The sequence below is a fragment of the Planctopirus limnophila DSM 3776 genome (assembly GCF_000092105.1).
GTDB classification, from domain to species: Bacteria; Planctomycetota; Planctomycetia; order Planctomycetales; family Planctomycetaceae; genus Planctopirus; species Planctopirus limnophila.
In genome coordinates, this window is record NC_014148.1 from 3,010,716 (window position 1) to 3,032,135 (window position 21,420).

Here is a 21,420-nt window from a genome sequence, read left to right on the forward strand (position 1 = left end):
GCTACAACCCAATTGATCCGTGTGTCCCCTCTTCGACAACAGCTCCCGGCACACTGGCCAGTTCAACGGTCGGATGAGAGTCCAGATGCGGATCTGTCCACCTGCGCACCAGTTCCGTCACGACTTGAATATGCTTTTCCATTTCACTCGCCAGTTCAGCTTCCCGGTCGTGATAACCCAGCCGCCTGGCCAGAAACTCGAACTCCTCGCTGCTGGCAGGAGGGACTGTCAAATCGCGTGCATCGCCTCGCACCATGCGCAAAGCATCGATTAATGCCCGGTGAAAGCGATAAGCGGCTTTAAGTTTTTCAGCATCATCAAATGGTAAAAGCTCCAAATCCCGCATCATTCTGAGAGCTTCGCGGGTGTTCGTCGTCCGCAATTCGGGATGGGTCGAGCCCCACGTCAATTGCAGGGCTTGAACCAGATACTCACAGTCCACAAGACCACCGGGACTCAGCTTGGCATTAAAGCCATCACTGTTCGAAAGCTGCCTCACCTGCCTTTCCCGTAAGGCCCGCATGGCGGCAAAGTCAAATTTTTGACCCGAGTACAACACCTGATCACGAAATGCTTCAAGCGCTTTTCCGAGTTCCTGGTCTCCCGCCACATGACGCAGCTTCACCAGCGCCTGACGTTCATAGGGCCAGGCGGGGCCACCGAACCCGAAGTAGCTGATGAAGGCCTCTTTCGAGACCGCCAGATTGCCAGCCTTGCCATAAGGCCTTAATCGCAAATCAATCCGAAAGATCCCCTCCTGCCGGGCGAAGATCGATTGAGAAAACAGTTCCACGAGACGATGAAAGAATTCACTCGTGGCTATCGGGCGAGGTCCATCCGTTTTCCCCTCACCTTCATAGACCAGCATGAGCTCAATATCTGAGGCAAAGCCCATGTCTTTGCCCCCACATTTTCCTAACGCGAGCACTGTCCAACTGCACGGGGTTCCGGCATGTAAAAGTGGCGAGCCGTGCCGCCATGTCAGTTCCCGCAATGACATTTCAAACGCACGCGAAACGACCACTTCCGCAAGATCGGTTAACTCATTCGAAAAGTGACCAAACGGGCCGATGTGTCCCAGAATATGCCGCATATCGATGCGGAACATTTCGCGATCCTTGAAGGAATTCAGCCGCAATTGCCAGCGGGAAAGATCGGCCCCCTGAAAGATCTCCTGCCTCAATTCCTCCGCCAGTTGCTCTTTCGTTTTCGCAACCTGCAACCCCTCCACATCTGCCAGCACAGGGAATAGGTTCGAATGCTGCAAACGGAGAAAGTCCTGCCAGAGAAAATCACTGATCCCCAGGAGTTTGGCCAGCGCATCGAGCACTTCCGGCCGTTCCAGCGACGAAAGCTGCTCCCACCACGCCTCCTGCAGAAAAAGTTCCTGCAAGAACTGGCGGAAATGGACCAGTGCCGCCTCCGGATTCGGAGCCTTAGGCAACAGGTGCGTGAACTGCTGAATGAGTGCTATGGCCGCTTTCAGTTCTTCCACATGCCGATCATCCTGAATCCGGCCACCTCGCCTGGCATCGGTAATCAGAAGTGTATCATGAACTCGATGCCCTTCATTGCGGATCGCCATCTGTTCGATGGCCACACCACAGATCGCCAGGGCGTTCGTAAATTCGTACAAAAAGCCGATCGAGTCATCGGCTTTCAGGCACAGGAGTGTCGCCTGCCGCTCACGGGCATCCTGGACTGAAATTTCTACTGGCAATAACCGGGAACCTGAAGATTCATTCCCGCGCAGAGCTGCCGCGACTCGCTTCGCCAGTAAGCCTTGAGCCTCCGCATGGCCTTTAGTTCTCGCGACATGTTTGAGAGTCCGCAGATCATCTTCATAGCGCTGCCACAGTTCAGGAACGACAGCATCAATCAAAGGTTTGGCGTGAAAGACATCGACAAAATCCCGGAGTTGTTGTTGATGAACTTCCCTGTTGCCGCGCTTGTTCGTTCGAAGAGACTGGGCATAACGCGAGAGGATTTCGGACGGATGACAATCGGTAAATACATCACCACTGCAGATGTCAAATCCGTAGACGAATAACAGTCCGCAGATCATCGACAGATCGCCGGGCTCATCCACTCCCAGAACTGTCACCCGATACGCACCATCTGGCATCGAGGTGGCATCGACCCGCACCGATTGCTCGATTGTCAGCTCCTGCAGCCAATCCCGATGCTTCTGACGCTCTTCTTTCGAGAAGGCCTTTTCGTAACTGACAAGACCAAATGTCTCGACACTTGCGGTACGCAAAGGTTGAATTTCAATCGGCTCAACAGACTCTGTCAGCAGATACTTCTCATAGATACGTCGAATCTCCCGGCTATGATCCTCATAGTGGCGGATAAACGTTGCCGCATCGGGAAAATCGAGCCTTCTCGCCAGATAAGACAGTTCCCGCTCGTTCTCTGGAAGCGCGTGGTCCTGCTTATTGTGCATTAACTGAATGGCATGCTCGATCGTTCTCAGGAAGACATATCCCACTGTCAACTGCCGATATTCATCTGCCTGCAGAAACCCCTGATCGGCCAGCCTGACCAGTGAATCGAGTGTATTCCTCGAACGAATATGCGGATGGGTCAATCCACGAGTCATCTGCAGGTACTGCACGATGAACTCAATATCTCGAATCGAGCCCATACCCGATTTCACTTCTCCCCATTGCCGACCGCGCCGAACCAGGCCCTGCTCAATCTTCTGTTTCGATTCTCGAATGCTGGCTCGCACTGCCGATTCAGGAGCACCATGAATGACATTTTCAATCAACCCCAGAAACTCTTCACCCAGGGCAAAGTCACCGGCAATGACGCGAGCCTTGATCAATGCCTGCTTCTCCCAGATGGCGGCATGGCGGGACAGATACGTCAGATAAGCTTCAGGAGTCGAAACCAGATTCCCCGAACGCCCCCAGGGTCTTAGACGCGTATCGACTCGATACAAAAAGCCTTCATCGCTCGCATCGTTCAGAAATCGCACCAGGCGCTGTGCCACCAGCAAGTCATCCGCATTTCCTCGATGCAGAAAGACCAGGTCGATATCCGAACTGTAGTTCAGTTCTTCGCCACCCAGCTTGCCAAGCGCTAAGACCGTAAAACCATTGACCGAAGCGTAAAGATTTCCGGCAGCTAAGCGTAAACCACACTCCACGACAGCATCCGCCAGCAGCGAAAGCTGATTGACAACTCCGCGAAAATCCATCAATCCAAACGTATCGCAAGCGCCGATGCGCAACATTTCACTATGTCGAAATCGCCGCACGGCATTTGCTGGATCAGCCCCCGGCTGCAAAGCACTCACCGCCTCGACAGCACCTTCAAAAAACTCCTGCCGACTTCGCAAATCGGCCAGTCGATGATGATGTGTCAGTTGCTCCAGCAGTGCAGGCCGCCTTAAAAGAATCCCAGTCAGATACTGGCTGCCGACGAAAAGCTTCAACAGGATCTCGACAGCTCTGGGATGAGCTGCCAGATAGGAATAAAGATGATCCGGATCCGGGTACTTTTGAATATACCGTTCAAAGTTCAGTATCGACTGATCGGGGTGTGGTAACGAAGAAACAATGGCAATCAACTGCTCCAGCGTTGCCATCCGCACGATTTCGCTGGTCTGGCGATTCCTCCCCAGATGGATCAACTGCGATCGCTCCAAGACCTGATCCGGAGTCACAGAACCCGGCTGGGAACCTGCCCTGCCCGCATCAGCCCAGGCTTTGCTCGCTCCAGCCGCAGAATTGGCTCCAGACCCTGTGAAACGCTCGGCTCCGGGATAAAGAGAACGACTTCCACCCAGCAGCAATTGAGTGAGTCTCTGCCGGGCTTGAGACGGATTTTCAAACTCCAGCCTGGCCAGGAATTCTTCAACTTGCGCAGACTGATCAGGATCTCGCAGGGATTCAATCAGTTCCCGCCATGTGGGTTGCATGTCGATCTCTTTCCAGCAAGCATCTGCGGATCTCAGCGGGCCATCATGCGGGCAACCTGATGCCTCACAGGAGCTATACTGACATCAACCTTTTGATGACATCGATCAACCAAATGACGCATTCCAAACTGATCTTTTCTCACGTGTGGAGATGAACCCTCGAGTGGCCATTACAGCTCGACAGGGCTGACGAAATCCGTCGGCTTGAGCGCTAAAACTGATGATTTTAAATGTGGCAACAGACTTTGGGCGGTACTGCCCATAATGAATTGTTTGAATCCAGTCCGCCCATGTGTCGTGAAGACAGTCAGGTCGATACCGTGCTCTTCAACAAACCTTGGAATTGTGGCCAAAGGGCTCCCCTCCAACAGTTCCACGCGTACACCATGATTCAAAGTTCGCCAATCCGTCTGATGCAGATGGGCATGAATCGTATTGTGGGAAGCCGTTTTCACCTGCTGGTGATAAGCATCCACTGCGGCTTCATCGCTCCCTGCACTGCGAAGATAAGTTGCCAGAGGAAACTCGATGGAGTGCAGGATGAACAACCGCGCATCGAGATGATGGGCAAAAGCAATAGCCGCATGCAAAGCCCGCAAAGAATCTTCGGAGAGATCTGTACACACGGCAATCTCGCGGATTTCGCGCAGTTCTTCGGGTTTAACGACCCACACCGGGCACGGGCAGATCTGCAGAAGTTTGGTCGAAGTACTGCCAAACAATGTATGCGACAGGACGGATCGATTGCGGGCACCGACCACCAGCAGATCGGCCTTCACTTCCTGAACCAGCAGCGTCAACTCACGCGATGATCCACCCATACGTAACTGGTATTGAGCCTTCACACCTCGAGCCGTGGCTGCTTCAACCAGCCGAGTGAGAGCCTGATTGGCGAAATCTTCCACAGTGGTATAAATATTGGTGACGTCTGCATGGATTAATTCTTCAGCCTGTGGCGAGAGATCGAGGCAGGCACAATAAATGAGTTCTGCACCTCGATTGGCTGCAAATTCCAGACTTTGCGAAATCGCGGCCTGGGTGGGTGCAGGAAGTTCATCACCAACCAGACGATCCCCTTCATGCAGATCAACACCAACGACAATTCGGGAGATGGTGTGCATAGTTTGCTACTTTCTGCTGCTGTGGTGAAACCAGTGGATCAGCTCAGATGATTTCATCAGGAATTCTGAACTTCATGGATCGTGTTGTTCAATCGATGGAAGCATTTGGAACGGAATTTCATATCCATCAGTCTAACTTGCTGAGCATGAGTATTGCCACGACGGACTGCAACAGAGTGGCCTTTGTCCACAATCAAGTTGCTGTTACGATTAGTCTAACTTCATGGAATAAATGGCTCTTGAATCTTCAAAAGTCCCTCGCAATAAAACGGTCTTGTCCCCGGGAACGGATCTCCCCTGATGAAAACTCGATCATCCCGTTTGAAAATGATCGCCGCACCAAAACAATGGCAGTTCCTCAGGCGATGCATGCTCCAGAGCAGTCTGAGTCCTTTTCGCAGTCTGAGTCCTCTTCTCTGGGTGCTCTTCCCGACTTTGCTGCTCGCTCAGGAGGAATCAGCTCTCCTGAAATACAAGTTTCAACCGGGGCAATCCTTAAACTATCTGGTGGCATCGCAGATGGTGGCGACCACCAAGGTGCAGAATGCCGAACAGGATTCCACCAATCAGTCGAGTTCCATCAAAGAACTGAAAATCGTCGCAGTCGATCAACAAGGCCTCGCTACGATCGAGTCCAGCGTCAAGCGAATTCTCATCAAGGCGACACTTCCGGGCGGTGGCCAATTGGATTACGACAGCAGTCAAACTGATCCAGTGCCCCTCCCTTTCCGAATGGCTGCTGAGAGCATTGGAAAAACGACTTCTCGCATTACCTTGTCACCTGATGGTCGAATCATTAAAGCCGTCGCCCTGCAGCCGGACGGGACGCCTGTCGCGATTCCTGCAGCCGGTCCCACACCCCGGCATGATGTCCTTCCCTCATTTCCGGCAAGTCCCGTCCAGAGAGGGAGTACCTGGCAGGAAACATTTCAAGTCGAAGTTCTGGGTGTTGATAACCAGCCGCGAACCGTTCAACTCGCCCGCAAATTCCAGGTCACTTCGATCTCAGTGACTCCAAACAATCAGAAACTGGTGCAGATTGGCTTTGTCGTCGAACCGGCAGTTCCACACTCTGAGCCAGAAATCATTTCCAGGCTCACACCCTTCCTTGTGACTGGAGAACTGACCTTTGACACGTCGGCGGGGGCTGTCGTGGCGTATCAATCGGAATTGAATCGAGAAGCGGTGGATGCTTTAGGCCCCGGGACGTTGCTGAGAATGTCAGGAAAGACACTCGAAAAACTGGTTCCACCCCAGACTCCTCCAGAACTTCTCAAGCTGGAAGAGTAGTGCTCACGATCGGTGAGTCTTCTGGTTCCCAGCCATAGCGACAGATGCCTATCGCTGGGCTCGACTCTGGGAATGAAACTTTTGCGAGAGATGCTGCGATAATCCAGCCGCCACCGCATCTAACTGAGCACATTCTTTGCGAATCGGTTCCAAAGCTTCGTTTCTCGCAATCCGAGTTTCGAGCACACCTGCCGCCTGCTGCAATTTCTCGCAGCCAATGTTACTCCCAGTGTTTCGCAACGTGTGCGCAATCCGCTTGATGGCCCGTAGATCTATGGCCTCGACAGCCAGACACAGATCCCGCCGCCATCCTGGAAGATTCTCCAGCGTCAGCACCAGCAACTCATCCAGAAGTTCTTCATCGTAAGCGACTCTTTCAAGACCAGCTTCACGATCCAGCCAAAGATCACTATTCGAAGTGGGTACTGGAGTTGCCTGCTGACCAGAATGCCGCCTGGCTCCTGTTGAATGTGATGTTTCCCGACTTTTCAAATCGACGGGCCGATCAACCCCCGGAGCTGCAACCGACGAACTGTGCGTCGTTTGCAAATTCTGCATCAATGCCTGTTCGATCTGGCTGAATAGTTGCTCGCGATGAATCGGCTTCGTCGCAAAATCAGTACAACCCGCGGTCAGTGCCTGCTGACGATCACTGGCCATGACATTGGCCGTCAACGCAATAATCGGGCCTGACCAACCTCGCTTCCGCAATTCACGCGTCGCCTCTAAACCATCCAGTTCCGGCATCTGCATATCCATCAAAATCAGGTCAAATGGCCGGTTGACCTGCAAACTTCCCTGCACAGCTTCAATGGCCTCTCGACCATTGCTCACCATCTGCAAATCCACGCCCAATCGCCCCAGCCAGGAGCTCAGCAGCAATCGATTATCTGGCCCATCTTCTGCCAGCAGGATCCGACATCGGGGTAATTGACGTTCTTTGATGGCTGGATATCGACCGGAAAGTTGATGCGTTTTTTCCAACTGCTCCAGCGGCAGCCAGTTTTCTTCTTTGGATCCAATCAGCGGGAGTTCCAGCGTAAAGACACTTCCTTTACCAAACTCACTGCGTACCGTGAGATCCCCTTCCAGCAATCGGGCCAATTGCCGACTGATCGATAACCCGAGCCCAGTCCCTCCAAACCGCCGCACCGTCGATGTTTCTGCCTGTGTAAAGGGCGTAAACAGTTTTTCCAACAGTGCCTCTGTCATACCGATCCCGCTATCTTGAACCTCCAGTACGAGTCGAGCAGGCGCATTGTCATGTCCATGATTCGCCGATTTCTCTGAGCCACCCGTCACAGGATTTGACGGTGGCTTGCGTACTCTGGCCACGATGCGAACGATCCCGGATTCTGTGAATTTTACGGCATTGCCCACCAGATTCATCAGGATCTGCCGCAGCCGTGTAGGGTCGCTCACAATCATTTCCGGGAGTAAGCCTTCGCCTTTCAATTCCAGTTGCACACGCTGGGATTTCAAGCGACTGCGAAACAACTGCAGGACTTCCGCTGCAATCACTAGAGGACGACATTCCAGTTGTTCGATGGTCAGTCGCCCGGCCTCGATTTTTGAAAGATCGAGCGTGTCGTTGATCAAACTCAACAGGTGCTCGCCATTGCGCAAAATCGTATCGACCGCACTGCGATGTTCTGCAGCTGAAACTTCTTCTTTCTGAATAGACTCGGCAAAGCCGAGAATCGCCGTCAGCGGTGTGCGGATTTCATGACTCATATGAGCCAGAAAATCACTTTTGGCACGATTCGCACGATCGGCTACTTCCATTTGTCGCCGTACTTCGTTGTTGGCCAGTTCGAGAAGCCGTGATTGAGCGAGCAACAACGTATGAAAATCGAGTAACCGAAACTGACTGGGAGAAATCTGTATGACCAATGGTTCGTAGCTGTGCGGCCAGGGACGGTTCAAAGCGATCTGTGCGCCCTGCGGAATCGGCAGGCTGCCAGGATGCACAGCCTGCACCACATCGATGGAATCGATCATGTGGCGGACTGGTCGTTTCAAGTACAAATCGAGCCCGAAAGGCCGGCTCAGTAACGTAAGCAACTGACTTCGAGAGATGACTCCGACCAGTTCCTGGTCTTCAATGACCATGATGCCAATACACTCAGGTGTCTTCTCAAAGAGTTCAACCACTTCGCAGGTCAGCGTCTGTGCGGTGACCTGCCAGTCATCCAGTGGCAGTGACGAAACCTGGGCACCCGGCTTGAGATTCAATAGACATTCATGCAGTCGCCCAAAGACCGAAGGATTGCTCTCCAGTGCCCATAAGGGAAGCCGAACACTGGAAATTGATGGAGAACTCATGGCGTACTCCCGGCGATGAATGCAGGCTGATTGCCACGGGTTAAGGAAAAGACCAGACCAGTTTAAATCATCTTCAATCGCCACATTCTGATCGGTCAGCCTCATTAGTTATTGTGAAATTCGAGTGAAGTTGCCACCTTTCTGGAGTTCTTCCCATTGGCTGCCCCGAGTAAGTTCCCCGTTTTCACGATGAAACTCGCTGGCGTTTCGCAGATTGGCTGGAACTCTGCTATTCTTCCCGGAGGTGCAAGTTCAGCGTATTGCGACTTGACTCAAAGAGTGATGACTTTCGCCAGGTAAGTTGAAAGTGGATTGATGATCGAAGTCCAGCAGGTCACCAAGATTCATGTTCGAGGACAAACGCAGGTTTACGCACTTCGCGAAGTGACCTGCCAGATTCCCGCCGGTGCATTCAGTTTTATTCTGGGACCTTCTGGCAGCGGAAAGAGCACATTGCTGTACCTTATCGGTTGCCTGGATGAACCGACGACGGGAGAAATCTTCGTCAATGGGCAGTCGCTGAAAAAAATGACTGCCACCGAAAAAGACGCCTACCGACGAAATGACGTCGGTTTTATCTTTCAAAGCTTCAATCTGCTGGCCAATCTCAATGCGGTGGATAACGTTCTTGTCCCTTACTTAGCCCGCGGTGCCTCGACCCAGCAGCGTCAGGAAGCCATCGAATTGCTGGAAAGAGTTGGTTTGAAGGATCGACTTGATCATCGCCCCAGTCAACTTTCCGGCGGCGAGCAGCAACGTGTCGCTATCGCCCGGGCTTTACTCAAAAAACCAAAACTGATTCTGGCCGACGAACCCACTGGCGAACTTGATTCGGTGAACAGTCAGCAGATTCTGGCATTACTGCGCAATTGCAGCCAGGAGTTGAAAACCACCGTGGTTGTCGTCACGCACGAGCAGGAATACGTCCACGAGGATGATTTCATTGTCCGCATTCGGGATGGAAAACTGGGGACACCCGCAGGGACTTTGTCATGATGAATTCTTCATGCAAACAAACTGTCTCTTGAAAGTCGCGGGATACTCTCGCCAGACTGTGTGCAGAACATCAGGCCTTAACTGATGCAGCCGATATTTTATCGTGCGAATATGACAACTGCCTTTTGAACAGATACGCGAGAGACGACCATGACCACGCTCCTCGTGATCGATGATTCTCCAATTGATCGGCGACTGGCTGGTAAGCTTCTGGCCGGGAGATCGGACTGGACTGTCCTGTATGCTGCCGATGGTGAAGAAGGTCTCCAGAAGGTGAGACACTTTCATCCGCAACTGGTTTTGACCGACATGCAAATGCCCGACAAAACCGGGCTCGACGTCGTGACCGAGGTTCGCAAAGAATTCCCGCAGATTCCTGTCATCCTGATGACCGCCCAGGGAAGCGAGGAACTGGCTGTCAAAGCTCTTCAGCAAGGGGCAGCCAGCTACGTTCCGAAAAGGCTCCTCGCTCAGGAACTGACAGGTGTCGTCACCCGTGTGCTCGCTGCCACAGACGAAGATCGGTCACGAGTCGCGCTGTTCAGCAGACTCACCGAGCAAATCGAGCAGTTCGTACTGCCGAACGACCTACCTCTCATCATGTCCCTTTCTCATCACCTCCAGAGATCGCTGGCCAATATCTGGGAATGTGATACCACCGAGCGTGTACGGATTGGCACAGCCCTTGAAGAAGCCCTGCTCAACGCCTATTACCATGGAAATCTGGAAGTCAGTTCAACTCTCAAAGAGCAGGATCACAATGCCTTCCATGAAATGTCCGAGATGCGTCGCAAAGAATCCCCCTGGCGCGATCGAGTCATCCGCATCTCATCGAGAATTCAGCCGACCATGGCACAATTCGTGATTCATGATGAAGGCCCGGGCTTTAACCCTGCGGGACTTCCCGATCCCACAAATCCCGAGTACCTCGAAAGGCCCAGCGGTCGCGGGGTGCTCCTTATGCGTGCCTTTATGGATGAAGTGACTTACAGCAAAAAGGGGAACGAAGTCACTCTCACCAAACATCGTTACCCCCGGGAAACGCCACCGGTTTAGCTGCAAAATTCCCTCGATGCGGGTTGTCAGAAGAGACGAGTTTCCCGAAATTCGGTGACGAACGCAGAACCTCCCCCTGCTGAACGGTGTCGTCTCCACTGTCTTCTCCCCACTGTGTCGGGACGATCAGGTCAACTTGAGCGGCAGATCAATCTTTGACATGCACAGGCATCAATTTTGCCTGCATCATTCGCCTCGAACAGCGCAGATAGTTACGATCTTAATCCGATCCTGCACGAGTTTCTCTGGCAGAACATGGTCTTTCACATTTTGCCTCTGGTGCGAATGCGTTCGCTAGAATCGCTTCGCTGACTTTCGCAAGGAAATCACCAGAATCACTGAAAATTTGTGGTCAATCGACTGACTGGGAGAAGAGCATTCAGCATGGGGAGCACCGGTAATCCAAATGGCCCGGATTTTGAAAAACATCCGCTCATTCCTGTCATCGCTCAGGATCACGCCACGGGCGATGTCCTGATGCTGGCTTACATGAATGCCGAGGCCTATCAGGAAACTTTATCCACAGGCAGAGTCGTCTACTTCAGCCGGAGTCGCTCCAAGCTCTGGCGCAAAGGCGAAGAGAGCGGCAACGTGCAGCTTCTCAAAGCGTTGTACTTCGACTGTGACTCCGACACTCTGCTGGTAAAAGTCGAACAGATTGGTGGGGCGGCTTGCCACGAAGGTTACCGCAGTTGTTTCTTCCGCCAGATTCAGCCTGAGACCGGTGCTGTCACCGTCATCGGCGAACGTGTTTTTGACCCGAAAGTTGTCTATCACAAGTAATCGGGCATTCCAGACCTGCAAATCGTCATCAGACTCTCCAAAACGTTGTCAGACCGTGAATTTGCGAACATTTGAGCTTCAAGGTCTCCCCTTGAAGCCAGTGATCTGTTCCAATACATCAACTTTTCAGTGATCTACTTACAGCCGAGTGAAATGCGATGTCACAAGTCATCAAGTTAGGGATTCCCGCAGGCAGCCTTCAGGAAGCGACAGCCGAACTGTTCCGGAAGGCAGGTTATACCATCAAGTTTTCGTCGAGATCGTACTTCCCTGAAATTGATGACCCTGAAATTGAGTGCATGCTCATTCGTGCTCAGGAGATGGCGCGCTATGTCGAACAGGGCATTCTCGATGCGGGTATGACCGGTCACGACTGGGTCCTTGAAACTCAGGCCAACGTTCATGAAATCTGTGAACTCGTTTTCTCGAAGGTCAGCCGCCGACCTGTCCGCTGGGTTCTCTGTGTGCCCAACGATTCTGAAATCAAGACGGTGCAGGATCTTCAAGGGAAACGCATCGCGACGGAAGCCGTCGGCTTAACGAAAGCCTACCTGGCACGACATAATGTCACTGCTGATGTTGAGTTTTCGTGGGGAGCGACGGAAGTCAAACCGCCGCGACTGGCTGATGCGATTGTCGAAGTGACCGAGACCGGCAGTTCGCTCAGGGCCAATAATCTGCGGATTCTGGATGAAGTCCTCCAGAGTACGACCCGGTTTATCGCCAACAAAGTGGCTTTTGCCAACGAGTGGAAGCGTGGCAAGCTCGAAAACATCGCACTCATGCTGCAATCCTGTCTCGCTGCAGAGGGGAAGGTCGGCCTGATGATGAATGTCCGCCGGGGAGATCTGCCGACAGTCCTCGGGCAACTTCCCGCTCTGCAAAAGCCCACCATCTCATCGCTTTCTGATCCTGATTGGGTCGCCGTGAATACGATTGTCGATGAATCGTATGTCCGGATTGTCATTCCCAGGCTGAAACAGGCCGGGGCTCGCGGGCTTGTCGAATATCCCATCAATAAAATCATCGACTAGCGTCCCTTGATCATTTGATTGAATGCTGGTGGAGAATCCTTCCCAAATGCTGGTGGTCATTAAGGTCGGTGGCAGCCTTTATGATTATGAAAGTCTGCGGGAAGTGCTGGCTTCGATTCGCAGCTGGTTTCAACCGGGGAAAGCTTATTCAGATGGCAGCCCACTGCTGATTCCTGGAGGCGGTGCGACCGCTGATGTGATCCGTGACTGGCAGAAACAACATCACGTGGAGGAGGAAGCGGCTCACTGGCTGGCTTGTGAGTCTCTCGAATTGAATGCCCGCCTGATCCAATCCCTGCTGCCTGAATCTCTTCTGGTGGATCATCTCGAACACTCACTGGAGGCCTGGAAAAGGGGGCTTTTCCCTGTACTGCGAACCAGCAGAGCTCTGCAGCTCGCAGAGAGTTCGTCACAGGATGGCCAACAACCGGAACCCCTTCCTCATCATTGGGATGTGACCAGCGACTCGATTGCCGCCTGGTTTGCCTGCCGCTGGCAAGCCCGACATCTTCTCCTCTGCAAATCGATTCCTGTGCCAGACAAGATGCCAGTTCTCGAAGCCTCTCGAACAGGCATTGTCGATCCTTATTTTCCCGGACTGGCGGGACACATCCCGCAAATCGACTGGTGCTATGCCCGCCAACTCCCTTGTAACAGCATACCTTGGCTGAAACAGGGTTCCCCGATCTCATGAATTGCTGTGCAATTCATCCGGTGAATTCGGGATCTCCTACGGCAGATTCATGACAATTGAGTCGAGGCCGAAGCTTCAAACTTGACTCCGCGAACGTCTCCTGATTTTCATCGCTGCAACCTGCCTGATTGCGTATGATGTTGTTCTTGAAAAACCCCTCTGCAGCAGACATCCTTTCATGAAGTGAACATCCATGGCTGGACACCACGCCGTCGGCATCGACCTGGGAACAACTTATTCAACCATTGCGTATCTCAATGAACATGGTGAACCCGTCACCATTCCCAATGTTGATGGAGAGATGACCACCCCTTCGGTCGTGCTGTTTGAAAAGAGCAAGGTGATTGTCGGGACAGAAGCTCTTCGCAATTCGATCCGTGCCCCGCAGCGAGTGATTTCGGCTGCCAAAAGATACATGGGCGACCCGACCAAAACCTGGGAGATTGATGGTCGACAAATCACCCCCGTCGATGTCTCCGCCTATATTCTTGAATCGCTGCTGAAGCAGGCTCGCCAGGTGATTGGCGAAATTGAACACGCCGTAATTACAGTTCCCGCCCAGTTCACAGATCTTTCACGTTCGCGAACTGCTGAAGCCGGCCTCAAGGCGGGACTGAAACAGGTTGATATCATCAACGAGCCTGTGGCTGCCGCATTATGTTATGTGATTGGCAGCGAAGGGATGTGGTTTACCGAGCTTGCTGAAGACCAGCGGATTTTAGTCGTCGATCTGGGGGGCGGCACTTACGATCTTTCGCTGGTCTCTTATCGCAAGAACGAAGTCCGCGTTATCGCTTCATCGGGCGATCTCAATCTCGGTGGTCTTGATTTTAACCAGGTGCTGCTCAATGGTCTGGCCCGTCAGTTTCAGAAGGAATTTGGACTCGATCCACGCAATGACCGCGAAAGCCTGCAGGCCTTGGCACTCGAAGTTGAACAGACCAAACGCAGTCTTTCCGTACGCCCCAAGGCTGCCCTGAACGTGGCCCATAAAGGTTATCGCAAGACTTATCTTGTCGAGCAGGGACAATTCGAAAAACTCTCTGCCAAGCTGCTGGAGCGGATCGAATCGATCACCCAAGGGTTACTGCGCGACAATAAACTGGGATGGGCTCACGTCGATGTGGTGCTGGCCACTGGAGGTGCGTCGCGTATGCCCATGGTTCAGCAACTGCTGAAGAAAATGGCGGGCTACAAGACTCTGAATTCGACACTTTCTCCCGATCTGTCGATTGCCCACGGTGCGACCTACTTTGCGGGCATGCTGATGTCCGATCAGGATTTTGCCCGCTCGGTTCTGAATTCTCAGGCCATTTCCAAACTTTCCAAATTCAAACAGATTGATGTCAACTCAAGATCTCTCGGGATCCTCGTGCGTAATGAAACCTCGGGTCAGCGTGAGCCCAACTGGCTCATTCCCGCCAATACCCCACTCCCGGCCAGTTGCACTCAAACTTATGGAACTGTGATTGCCAATCAGAGCAAAGTCACCCTGCGGCTTGTCGAAAGCGGCAATGCCGTCGATCGCGATTTTGTCCCCGTGGGTGAATGCGAGATCAGTTCGCTCCCACCCGGTCTTCCAGAAGGTTCAGTAATCGATGTCAAGCTGGAATACGGAGCCGATGCCCGCGTGAAGGTCTCTGCCAAAGTCCGCAAGACGGGTCATTCAGCCCATACCGAAGTCATCCGTCAGGAAAGCATCAAAAAAACAGCACTTCCCGGCGAGCGGGCCGCTCAGGAAGAAGAAATCATTCTTCTGGAAGACGCTGATGTTTCCGAGATCCAGGAGCCTAAGGCACAAGCCAGAGTGGTGAATTCCACCCCTCAGTCAGGGACATCAGTGAAAACCCAGAAATCCTCTCTGGCCGATGACGACCCCTTCTGGAAACTTATCAACGAAGATCAGTAATCACGTCGATTGTTATTCACATAAAAGCCTCAATTTCTGTGCTCATCACACGGACAAATGAGGCGATCGAGGAATCCCGGGTTATGTCGGCATCGGAAAGCAGCGTGGTCAATCAGGTCGAAATCGTAGGAACAGGCCTCGTTGTGGCCGACTACCGCATGATTGTCCCTGACTATCCTCAGGAAGATACGAAAATCTCGGGGCAGGCTTTACCCCGTCAGGTGGGCGGGCCTGTTCCCACAGGCCTTACGATGCTCAGGCGCCTGGGGCATTCCTGCCGCATGATTGGTAGTTGGGGTGAAGATGATGCCGGCGCATTCATTTCCCAGCAGCTGACATCGGAAGGGATCGATCTACAGTACGCTCTGGTGGGAGCAGAACGCGAGACGGGTTTAGCCCACATCTGGATCAATGAGCAGACTGGCCGACGGACAGTGGTCAGTCACCGCCCCAGGCAACATCTCGAACCAGCAGACTTTCAGCGTCCAATGTTTGTAGGAGCCAAGTGTCTGTATCTCGACGGCTGGCCTGTGAATTCCTCGATTGCTGCCGCCAAACTTGCCAGAGAATGTGGATTACGAGTCTTTCTGGATGCGGGAAGTTATCGCCCTGGGCTGGAGGATCTGCTGCCCTATGTTGATGTGCTTAATGCTTCCCGACGAATGATCCAGGAGTTTTTGCGAACGGATTCGCTGGAAGATGCCGCTGCGCGATTACAGGCTCTGGGGCCACGCTGGGTCATCACCACCTTTGGGGAAGCGGGGGCGGTCTTACATACCCGCAGCCATGTTGTCGAGCAGGAAGCGTTCCACGTTGTGACGCGGGATACCAATGGTGCGGGGGATGTCTTCTGTGGCAGCTTTGTGCATGGCTGGCTTGAAAACTGGCCTGCCGACTACACACTTCGTTTTGCCTGCGCTGCTGGAGCGATCAAATGCAGCCACCACGGAAATCGCGATGCCCTCCCCACTCTGGGAGCGATTTTTCGCATGGCCGGGCCCATCCCTCTCGATGAAGACGAACATTGATTCAACTGACTGACTGTCTCGCAAATGGTGATGGCAGTTCAGATCATCAACTGCGCTCGCGAATATGGGGTGACCGGGGTTGAGCGTCTTCGCGAACCCCCAGTTCGTGCCAAAGATCGCCGGGGGTTCGAAGACTCAACCCCAGTCACCCGCCCACTTTCCCACCAACAACGATCATCTCACCTGAAGTTCGCGAGTTGCACACCCGCATGTGCATCCGCATATTGCCCAAAAACTCGCTCAACGAGCGAGCATGGTGCCCAGCAGTCTGGCAATCTGCATCGTCAAAGGATCTTCACAATCGATCCTCAATAGCTGCTAACGGGAACCAACCTATCGATCTGCCATGCCAAGGACTCACAACTGAGGCAAAACGCTGAAAATTTTTCAATTTTCATCACATCTTCGAATTCGCGGCATCAGAATTGTTAATTCCGACGAAGTAACGTTGACGATAGTTCGACACATTATGAAAATACAATGAACGAATAATAAATTATCGACGAACGGCAAGACGCCGCCCGCCGAATCTGTCTGTGTGGTAGGAGTGGCAAGATGCTCACGAGACCCTGGATGATTTGGAGTGTTCCAGCCCTCGCTTGGGGCTGCTTTATGTGTTGGGCCGCCGGTTATCAGGCAGGCTTCGACGAAGGTCAGGATGCGGCCTGGGCCACAGCCCGAAAGTCACTTAACGCGGTGGCATCGGTCGATGCACCTCATCCCTCATTGATCGAAGAGCGTTTCTCCTTGCGATGATTCATCCATCAGGCGAGACGAAACCATCTCTTTACTCGATCGACTGGCGATGAGCCTGTTCGACCGGAGAGGAGATTGTTGTCTTCACTGGAAGTATCAGTGAGGCCAGAGAGTGTCTGGTTGACTGCTGACTGGTCGAACACTTTCCGGCCAAACACACTCCCGCCCGACACCGTGCAGCATGGAGGGGGATGGGCTAAACTTCTGGCATGGTGAACAAGCCGACGAAATCCAGTGAATTTTCCAGCCAGAGCGAGCGTGCGATCCGACACACTCAACGAGCGACGAAAGATGATTCGCTTCCACAGAAACTTGCCAAATCATTTCTTCTGCCAGGAATCGCCATCTGTTTAACATGGATGATTCTTTGGTATTTTCGCTGGCCGCTAGGAATTCCCGGTGAATGGGTCTGGTGGCGAATCGACTGGAATGAACCCGATCGATGGATCAATCTGCTGTTGGGATTGATCGCTGGCCTGGCCTATCTGGCCTTTGTGCTGGCCGGCGCACGCCGAATCGATCACCTATCATCCGCCAGAAAACAACTCTGGATCGGCGGCCTGCTGATCGCAGCTCTCGTCTGGAGTTTCCTGGTGATTGAGCTGGCCCCCTCTTCTGCGCGGTTCGGCAAAGCCCCTTTTGTGCTCTATTACCCGGCTTCTTCCGGGTACTTCACCATTGCCAGGCACGAGAGTCCTCAAGTCGATCAGTTTTTGCAAACTTACCCTGAGCGCGTGCGGCAAGGTGATGTTCTGCATGTCGGCACTCATCCGCCAGGCTTGTTTCTGGTCTTTCATGCGATTTCGTACGTTGTGGAAAACGCACCTTTCGTCAGGAATCTCGCGATTGCCACCATGCCCGTTTCATTCCATGACGCCTGTGGAATCATTGAAGAGAATGGGCAAAACACGCCTCACCCCATGACGTCAAAAGATGCGGCGATTCTCTGGCTGGCCACCATGCTCGTCCTCATAATGGCTGCGGGGACGACGCTCCCTCTGTACCTGCTTTGTGCACAATTTTCATCACCCCGCTGTGCATGGCTCAGCGCTGCTCTTTGGCCGCTGGTACCTGCCAGTTTGGTCTTTATCCCTAAGTCTGATGCCGCATTTCCCTGGCTTTCGACCATGCTCCTCCTGGGGATCAGTTGGCTCTGCCAGATCAGATCCACAAGACCCGTCTGGCAATTCACGATTGTCGGATTCCTCTGGGGGATTCTGGCCATGATCTCAATGCTGCAATCGCTGGCCTTCGCTCCGGTTCTATTGATGTGCTTCCTCTATGGTCTGGTCACGATTGCGACCTGTTACATCCACCGGAGCGATCACGATGGGTGGTCGCATATCGTAAGGAATCTCGTCGCCGGTCTGGCTGTGCTTGGTGGATTCCTGGGATCGACCATTCTCTTTTCAGTCCTCTCAGGTGCCAACCTGGGGTTCATCTGGTGGCAAAATTCGATCAATCACAGCCGCTTTTATGAAGTCTCCCCGAGAACCACATGGTTATGGTTCATTGTTTCACCAGTTGAACTGGCTTTTGCCGTGGGCTGGCCTGTCTTTTTGCGATTTCTTATTTCTATGCGTTTTCCGGATTCATCTGGTAACGAACAAACCCTCAAAAGTCACTGGCAACTGCTTGGGCAATCCTTCGCCAAGCCCACCCGTATTGCCGATGGATGGCGCCTGGCAGCCTGTTGCCTGAGTGTCTGGTTGTGGCTCTGGTGTTCCGGGAAAAACAGTGGCGAAGCAGCTCGGCTGTGGATTTTTCTCATGCCGATTCTGCTCTGGGTGCCCACGCTGGCCAGAGCCGATCAGTGGACGGGAAGAACACCTGGTTTGCCAAAACCCGAATCTGCGTGGTGGGAACCAACCGGCCCCGCCATCTGGCTGACGGCGCAGATCATCGTCTGCCTGTTGACCGTTTGGCGCATCTCGGGATTCGACTTTGGTGGCGGTTTGTTTGATTAAAGACTTTGAAGGTTCCTTCCTGCCCATCAACATGTAGACATTTCGCAACAGATATGGATTGTCTGCCCGCCCTCGTATTCGAACTTTCCGGCAAATCTGGCAGAGTGCAGGGCCATCATCGCTCACTCTTGCCGAAAGAAGCCAGCCCATCGCCGCACATGAGGGCAAGCTGAAGCATACACTGGAGGAGTCTGTATGTTTCGCTGCATTTGCCCCACGTTGTTCATCCCGCTTACCTGGGCAGCCATGAAGTTTCTGGTGCTCTTCCTTTCCATTGGTACGATCACCGCCTTGGGTTGCGAATCTGCACCACCTGGGCCGGTTGTGATAATTCGCCCGGACGAACCGTTGGCCCCGGAAGATTGGTCGACCTTCGAGCGGATTGTTAAATCCTTGCCGGGCGAAAAACTCCCGGCCTTTGGCCCGCTCTTCGCACCGCCTCCTCAATGGAAAGATCAGCGGACCATTTCGATCTCTGATCTGCTCAAGGAGGAAACGGGCCTGCTGGCCAAAAAATGGAACCCGACAGAATTGGGAGCTCAATGGAATCGTTCCACAGCACTTCAGCGGGCACTACGGATCGAGCAGGTGACTCCCGAACAGTTTGCCGCCTGGACACAGGCCCTCGCTTTAGCGGCCATGAGAAATGTCGCCAGCCCTCGCAATCTGTCGGATCATCTCCGCAAAGAGGCACTTTTGTCACTGCGTAAGCTGGAAACCGACGAACGGATGTTCTCCACGCTGACGCCTGAAGAGCGGTATCGGATTCTCCGCGATGCGCGTGCACTCGCCAGAGTTCATCGTCACGAGTGGCTCATGAAGGCTCCCGAAGAAAATCAGCAACTGGCCAAACAGCATGAAGCCTGGCTCAAAAAGGTGCTGCCAGGACATGTCTGGGCTGATCCCATTCTCGAAGTCACCGACCACGAGTTATCACTCGGCGTTCCTTTTGGTGAACACAAAAGCGATGGCGATGCCCTGCTGCGCTACAATTCGCTCGAAGGAGATATTTTCTATACTCGCCCCAACGATCCTTCAGCACAGTAACTCACGACTTTAAGCCGCCTGAGATGAGCTGAAGAATCATGTTTCGGCCGCTCATCCATCCACACGTCCGGCAGCGAAACGCGCGAACCTGATCAGGGCGATAACTCCTGCGATGCACAGGATGATTTTCCAACTCCACGACCATCCACTCACAACGGGACTTGAATTCTCTCTGGAAGTTCGACCGTCGTCCGAGGGGCAAGCTTGGAATGGATTTGCAGATACCAGAGCAGTTTCCCATGGCTCGAAGATTCCCTTCCCTGCCTTGCTGATGATCAGAGGCTCATCCTCTTCGGCTGAATAGAACAAAGCCGCCAATTGATATTCATCCGCCAGCCTGAGCCCTTTTTCTCGACCAGCGACCATGAGTGATGTCGCCCAGCCATCTGCCAGAATCGGGTTTTCATGATAGACACTCACCAGCGAGGCTGAGGCTTTCAGTGGCTGCCCAGTCTGTGGTTCAATCAGATGAGAAACCTGATCAGGTGATTTGATATCGGGCCATGTTTGTCGATATGTCCCCGATGTGCTCACACAGCCCTTGAGAGAACGAACAACGGCCAGGCTTTTTGTCGCATCAACGGGCGATTCGACAAAGATCTTAACTCCGGCCTGATTTTGGGTCTGCGAGAATAATCGCTCGCAATCGATCAAATACTCTCCACCTAAGGAGAGCAGGCAAGCCAACACGCCTGCTCTCTGACAACAGCCTCTCATCTTCTCCAGCGCCAGACCTTCGACCAGAGCATTCAAATCGAGCTGGATCTTTGGATGATTTTTTCGAACTTGTGGTGGTTCAGTCGTCACCTCCACAGCCTGCCAATCAATAATGGGAATGACCTCTGAATTCTGTTGACGAGGCTGAGGATTCTTCGAACGGGAAGTGGGCCAGATCGAGCGAAACTTTCGGGCTTCCATGACGCCGGCAACCGTTGGGTCAAAGGCTCCGTCGCTTTGTCTGGCCTGCCGCAACGCTTCCTGCACGAGTCGTGCAAAATCAGGCGAGACAACCTGCCAATCGGTCGCCCTATGGTGATTCCACCGACTGATCTCTGATTGGCTCTGATACAGCGAAAAGATGGATTCCAGCCTCTCCAGTTCCGCCTGTAACTGCTGCTTCAGAGCCAGTCGATCGAAGGCGACGTCATCCCGATACCAGACGTGAACCTTCCACCCCATCCCCATGGCCATTCCGGATAGCTCACAAGAAGCGATAGGCGCCCCTGTCTCTGCTGAAACTGCCATTGGAACCTGAGACGAGTTCCTTTTCGAGTGAAGGGGCTGCACGCCAAGCGTGCTATCTGGAGATGGCTTTGATTCGCGTTTATCAGAAGCCACCCCAACAAGGTGATTCGCATGATCAGGTTCTGACGAACGATAGATCACAGCCAGCGAACACCAGGCCAGCACCACGAGCAGTCTATTCAGAGATGGTCGGCCCATGCGGATCTGCATTTGACCATCCATCGCCCTCTCTGTCTGAAAT

Annotated in this window: 15 protein-coding genes; 11 read left to right on the forward strand and 4 right to left on the reverse strand. The window is 53.2% G+C overall.

Going from position 1 to position 21,420, the window contains the following annotated elements; genetic code table 11:
* Nucleotide 1: 1 nt before the first annotated feature.
* Nucleotides 2-3,928: a [protein-PII] uridylyltransferase family protein gene (locus PLIM_RS11960; RefSeq protein WP_013110581.1), complete on the reverse strand. Its 3,927-nt coding sequence runs from the start codon at nucleotides 3,926-3,928 to the stop codon at nucleotides 2-4.
* 170 nt (nucleotides 3,929-4,098) lie between these two features.
* Entirely contained in the window at nucleotides 4,099-5,049 is a 951-nt protein-coding gene (locus PLIM_RS11965) for a universal stress protein (RefSeq protein WP_013110582.1), read from the reverse strand.
* Between the two features lie 369 nt (nucleotides 5,050-5,418).
* Here PLIM_RS11965 and PLIM_RS11970 point away from each other — a divergent pair, with 369 nt between their 5' ends.
* Nucleotides 5,419-6,339 carry a hypothetical protein gene (locus PLIM_RS11970; RefSeq protein ID WP_013110583.1) on the forward strand — a complete coding sequence of 307 codons (921 nt, stop codon included), beginning with the start codon at nucleotides 5,419-5,421 and terminating at the stop codon, nucleotides 6,337-6,339.
* Between the two features lie 48 nt (nucleotides 6,340-6,387).
* Here PLIM_RS11970 and PLIM_RS22875 read toward each other — a convergent pair whose 3' ends face one another.
* Nucleotides 6,388-8,664: an ATP-binding protein gene (locus tag PLIM_RS22875; protein ID WP_013110584.1), complete on the reverse strand. Its 2,277-nt coding sequence runs from the start codon at nucleotides 8,662-8,664 to the stop codon at nucleotides 6,388-6,390.
* Nucleotides 8,665-8,979: 315 nt separating this feature from the next.
* Between PLIM_RS22875 and PLIM_RS11980 the strand changes: the two genes are divergently transcribed.
* The 10 genes from PLIM_RS11980 (at nucleotide 8,980) to PLIM_RS12030 (ending at nucleotide 19,934) form a co-directional block, all read left to right on the forward strand.
* Nucleotides 8,980-9,660: an ABC transporter ATP-binding protein gene (locus PLIM_RS11980; RefSeq protein ID WP_013110585.1), complete on the forward strand. Its 681-nt coding sequence runs from the start codon at nucleotides 8,980-8,982 to the stop codon at nucleotides 9,658-9,660.
* Between the two features lie 150 nt (nucleotides 9,661-9,810).
* Nucleotides 9,811-10,716: an ATP-binding response regulator gene (locus tag PLIM_RS11985; RefSeq protein ID WP_013110586.1), complete on the forward strand. Its 906-nt coding sequence runs from the start codon at nucleotides 9,811-9,813 to the stop codon at nucleotides 10,714-10,716.
* Nucleotides 10,717-11,100: 384 nt separating this feature from the next.
* The gene (gene hisI / locus PLIM_RS11990) at nucleotides 11,101-11,499 is read left to right on the forward strand and encodes a phosphoribosyl-AMP cyclohydrolase (RefSeq protein ID WP_013110587.1); all 399 of its coding nucleotides are present in this window, start codon (nucleotides 11,101-11,103) and stop codon (nucleotides 11,497-11,499) included.
* A gap of 158 nt (nucleotides 11,500-11,657) precedes the next feature.
* Complete coding sequence (gene hisG / locus PLIM_RS11995) at nucleotides 11,658-12,533, forward strand: ATP phosphoribosyltransferase (protein ID WP_013110588.1); 876 nt, start codon at nucleotides 11,658-11,660, stop codon at nucleotides 12,531-12,533.
* Nucleotides 12,534-12,579: 46 nt separating this feature from the next.
* Complete coding sequence (locus tag PLIM_RS12000; protein WP_013110589.1) at nucleotides 12,580-13,227, forward strand: amino acid kinase family protein; 648 nt, start codon at nucleotides 12,580-12,582, stop codon at nucleotides 13,225-13,227.
* Between the two features lie 193 nt (nucleotides 13,228-13,420).
* Nucleotides 13,421-15,136, forward strand: coding sequence for an Hsp70 family protein (locus PLIM_RS12005; RefSeq protein ID WP_013110590.1), 1,716 nt, complete (start codon nucleotides 13,421-13,423; stop codon nucleotides 15,134-15,136).
* Nucleotides 15,137-15,219: 83 nt separating this feature from the next.
* On the forward strand, nucleotides 15,220-16,164 hold the full coding sequence (locus PLIM_RS12010; protein WP_013110591.1) for a carbohydrate kinase family protein: 945 nt from the start codon (nucleotides 15,220-15,222) through the stop codon (nucleotides 16,162-16,164).
* Nucleotides 16,165-16,719: 555 nt separating this feature from the next.
* Nucleotides 16,720-16,920 carry a hypothetical protein gene (locus PLIM_RS12020; RefSeq protein WP_013110592.1) on the forward strand — a complete coding sequence of 67 codons (201 nt, stop codon included), beginning with the start codon at nucleotides 16,720-16,722 and terminating at the stop codon, nucleotides 16,918-16,920.
* Nucleotides 16,921-17,129: 209 nt separating this feature from the next.
* The gene (locus tag PLIM_RS12025) at nucleotides 17,130-18,887 is read left to right on the forward strand and encodes a hypothetical protein (RefSeq protein ID WP_013110593.1); all 1,758 of its coding nucleotides are present in this window, start codon (nucleotides 17,130-17,132) and stop codon (nucleotides 18,885-18,887) included.
* 195 nt (nucleotides 18,888-19,082) lie between these two features.
* The gene (locus PLIM_RS12030; RefSeq protein ID WP_013110594.1) at nucleotides 19,083-19,934 is read left to right on the forward strand and encodes a hypothetical protein; all 852 of its coding nucleotides are present in this window, start codon (nucleotides 19,083-19,085) and stop codon (nucleotides 19,932-19,934) included.
* A 51-nt stretch (nucleotides 19,935-19,985) separates the two neighbouring features.
* On the opposite strand, the gene PLIM_RS12035 is transcribed toward PLIM_RS12030, so the two are convergent.
* Nucleotides 19,986-21,119 carry an FAD:protein FMN transferase gene (locus PLIM_RS12035; RefSeq protein ID WP_196349444.1) on the reverse strand — a complete coding sequence of 378 codons (1,134 nt, stop codon included), beginning with the start codon at nucleotides 21,117-21,119 and terminating at the stop codon, nucleotides 19,986-19,988.
* Nucleotides 21,120-21,420: the final 301 nt, after the last annotated feature.

Excerpts from the sequence above, each read along its gene's own strand:
- PLIM_RS11960 (WP_013110581.1), bottom strand. The coding sequence starts at position 3,928 with ATGCAACCCACATGGCGGGAACTGATTGAATCCCTGCGAGATCCTGAT.
- PLIM_RS11965 (WP_013110582.1), bottom strand. The coding sequence starts at position 5,049 with ATGCACACCATCTCCCGAATTGTCGTTGGTGTTGATCTGCATGAAGGG.
- PLIM_RS11970 (WP_013110583.1), top strand. The coding sequence starts at position 5,419 with ATGCTCCAGAGCAGTCTGAGTCCTTTTCGCAGTCTGAGTCCTCTTCTC.
- PLIM_RS22875 (WP_013110584.1), bottom strand. The coding sequence starts at position 8,664 with ATGAGTTCTCCATCAATTTCCAGTGTTCGGCTTCCCTTATGGGCACTG.
- PLIM_RS11980 (WP_013110585.1), top strand. The coding sequence starts at position 8,980 with ATGATCGAAGTCCAGCAGGTCACCAAGATTCATGTTCGAGGACAAACG.
- PLIM_RS11985 (WP_013110586.1), top strand. The coding sequence starts at position 9,811 with ATGACCACGCTCCTCGTGATCGATGATTCTCCAATTGATCGGCGACTG.
- hisI (WP_013110587.1), top strand. The coding sequence starts at position 11,101 with ATGGGGAGCACCGGTAATCCAAATGGCCCGGATTTTGAAAAACATCCG.
- hisG (WP_013110588.1), top strand. The coding sequence starts at position 11,658 with ATGTCACAAGTCATCAAGTTAGGGATTCCCGCAGGCAGCCTTCAGGAA.
- PLIM_RS12000 (WP_013110589.1), top strand. The coding sequence starts at position 12,580 with ATGCTGGTGGTCATTAAGGTCGGTGGCAGCCTTTATGATTATGAAAGT.
- PLIM_RS12005 (WP_013110590.1), top strand. The coding sequence starts at position 13,421 with ATGGCTGGACACCACGCCGTCGGCATCGACCTGGGAACAACTTATTCA.
- PLIM_RS12010 (WP_013110591.1), top strand. The coding sequence starts at position 15,220 with ATGTCGGCATCGGAAAGCAGCGTGGTCAATCAGGTCGAAATCGTAGGA.
- PLIM_RS12020 (WP_013110592.1), top strand. The coding sequence starts at position 16,720 with ATGCTCACGAGACCCTGGATGATTTGGAGTGTTCCAGCCCTCGCTTGG.
- PLIM_RS12025 (WP_013110593.1), top strand. The coding sequence starts at position 17,130 with ATGGTGAACAAGCCGACGAAATCCAGTGAATTTTCCAGCCAGAGCGAG.
- PLIM_RS12030 (WP_013110594.1), top strand. The coding sequence starts at position 19,083 with ATGTTTCGCTGCATTTGCCCCACGTTGTTCATCCCGCTTACCTGGGCA.
- PLIM_RS12035 (WP_196349444.1), bottom strand. The coding sequence starts at position 21,119 with ATGGGGATGGGGTGGAAGGTTCACGTCTGGTATCGGGATGACGTCGCC.